The following is a 2795-nucleotide window of genomic DNA, read 5'->3' on the forward strand; positions in this document are numbered from 1 at the left end:
CTGAAGTTCGCCTTCACGTTGGCGAGCTCCCCGCCCATGCTTCCGGTCTTGTCGACGAGGAGCACGATGTCGGGCTTCGGCGGGATGGGCGGCGTGGACACCGTCTTGGTCAGGTGGATCACCTCGCCGGGGTCGGCGGCCCGGTTGACGTTCGGCGTCACCCCTTCGGCGAAGGCGGTCCCTCCCGACGCGACGAGTGCGGCGGCCGAAGCGGCGGCCGCGATGGTGTAGCGGATTCTGTTCATTGATCTGTCCCCCTGGACATGTTGTGGTCCCAGGCATCGAGCTGCGGCGGGGTCACGACACCCGAGAACCGGGTTGATGTCTGTCATGGAGCGAGCAGGCGCCCGCTGGATACGTGACGCGTGGACGTATCAGTGGCCTAGACGTCTGCTCCTGATCATCGGACGCCGAGACGCGGCGCCGGCCGCGGCCAGACCCGGCCAGAGAACAAGGAGACGTCAGCATGAGGCAGCACGCTCACCCTCTCGCTCGGGCGGCCACCGTCGCGGCACTCGCGACGGCTGTCGTGATGGGCGGGGTCACCACCACCCCGGCTTCGGCCGAGGACGCCACCGTCACCGCGGTCGGCCGGTTCGTCTACGTCGACGACGGCGGCAACATCCGGGGCATCCGCAATGCACGCGTTGAGATGTGCGACGAGGAGTTCCCCGGCTGTTCGTGGATGGCCACGGGACAGACCGACGCCAACGGGAACTTCAGCCTCACCGGCCGGGCCGGTGACTTTCTCTTCGACATGCCGGACCCTCTGGTCAAGGTCATCGCGGACAGCCCAGCGGGGGTCGTGCAGACCTCCGGCGCGGTCAACTCGACGTACTGCTTCCAGAGCGGCTTCCGTGACAACGCCACCAACGGCTCCACCCAGAACTTCGGTGAGATCAGCCCGGACAGCGGCGTGTCCTGCGACGTGTTCCACAACCAGACCGACAACGACGACGGCGCCTGGCAGGTGTTCACGAACCTCGGCGAGGTCCGCGACTTCATGAACCCGCACACCCAGGCCACCTCGGGTCGCGACGTGCCGAAGGTCCGGGCCTTCTGGCCAGAGGTGCTCGACCGCACGTTCTACCGGGGCCCGGTCCCGTTGGTCGACGAGGGCGGGATCTCGGTGGCCCAGGGTGCCACGTGGAACGAGGGCGTGGTCTATCACGAGTACGGCCACCACGTGCTCCAGCACTTCGCCGAGAGCCCGATGCCCGACTACAACAACGGCAACTGCGACGGCACCTTCTTCTTCGAGGCCGGTCACTGCATGTGGCTCTCGGAGAAGGGCTTCGTGCACTGGACCGAGGGCTTCCCGGACTTCCTCGGCGAAGTGGTGGCCCGGGCCTACGGCAAGGACACCACCATCTCCTCGGTCTACGGCAACCTCGAGGACCTGCCCCACCCAGCGGCGCACGCCGACCCCGACCACGCCAACACCGAGGGTTACACCGCAGCGATCCTGCTGGACGCCTGGGACGGAGTGCGCACCGGTGAGGACCACGACGGCAACGGGTCGCGGGACCGTCTCGACGCCGGCTTCGGTGCGATCTGGAACGTCGTCGACACCTACGACCCCAAGCCGTTCGACGGCGGCTGGAACCACGTCCGGACGATCGACCAGTTCCTGGAGGGCTTCGACGCGCGGAACCCCGGCCTCGCCAGCAGGCTGGCCGAGGTGTACGACGAGAACCACCTCCCCGGGCGTCAGGCGATGGACCTCAGCGTGGGGACGGCGAGCTTCGGCAGTCCTTCGGTTGTCCGGGGCCGGCAGCTCAGCGTCACCGACACCACCCGGAACGTCGGCGTCACCCGCGTTGGCGAGAGCAGCCAGACTGCCTTCTGGCTCTCCACCGACGCCGGTCGTGGGCCGGACGACATCCGGCTCGGCACCCGCGGGGTCCCGGACCTGCTTCCTGCCGGCGGCAGCTCGACCGGCACCGTTCCGCTGACGGTGCCGCCGGGCACCCCGGCGGGCAGCTACTCCCTCCTGGCCTGCGCGGACGGGGACGGTGCCCTGTTCGAGTCCAACGAGGCCAACAACTGCGCGGTCTCGGCGACGAAGGTCGTCGTACAGGTGCAGCGTGCGGACCTCGAGTCGCGGTCGCCGTCCGGATTGCCGGGGACCGTGCTGCGGGGCGGATCGTTCAGCCTGACCGACGTCCTGGCCAACACCGGGGACGCCGAAGCCGGCCCGTCCACGACCCGCTTCGCCCTGTCCGCCGACGCAACACCGGGCGGGGACCTGCCGCTGGCCGGCACCCGATCGGTAGGCACCGTCCTGCCGGGCGCCACCACGTCGGCGAGCGTGTCGGTGACCGTCCCGGGCGGCACCGCGCCGGGCGTGTACCGGGTCGTGGCCTGCGCGGACAGCACCGGCGCCGTGACCGAGTGGGACGAGACCGACAACTGCGCGGTGTCGACCGCCACGCTGCAGGTCACCGCGCCGAACCTGCGGGTGACCGCGCTGTCCAACCCGCCGAGCTCGGTCGTCCGTGGCCGGACCATGCAGGTGCAGGACAGCACCCGCAACGTGGGGCTGGCCCCCGCCGGCACGAGCGTGACCCGCTACCGGCTCTCGCTCGACGGCCGCCTGAGTGCGGGCGACGTGCTGCTGGCCGGTGAACGATCCGTCACCGCTCTGGCGGCCGGCGCCACGGCGACCGGGAGCAAGACGGTCAGGGTGCCGACGTCGATGCCGGTCGGCACATATCGCCTGCTGGCCTGCGCCGACGACACCCACCTCGTCTCCGAGGGCAGCGAGAGTGACAACTGCCGGGCGTCGACGTTCA

At 69.9% G+C, this 2795-nt stretch carries 2 protein-coding genes; one reads left to right on the forward strand and one right to left on the reverse strand.

Translation table 11 applies throughout. The features are described 5' to 3' along the window. Positions 1-245 (reverse strand): hypothetical protein (locus VFN12_RS05570; RefSeq protein ID WP_325117610.1); only part of this gene is annotated, 245 nt, incomplete at its 3' end. 221 nt (positions 246-466) lie between these two features. Here VFN12_RS05570 and VFN12_RS05575 point away from each other — a divergent pair. Further along, the coding region (locus VFN12_RS05575; RefSeq protein ID WP_325117611.1) for a CARDB domain-containing protein at positions 467-2795 on the forward strand (2329 nt) is incomplete at its 3' end.

The organism is Nocardioides sp. (assembly GCF_035703625.1).
Classification (GTDB): domain Bacteria; phylum Actinomycetota; class Actinomycetes; order Propionibacteriales; family Nocardioidaceae; genus Nocardioides.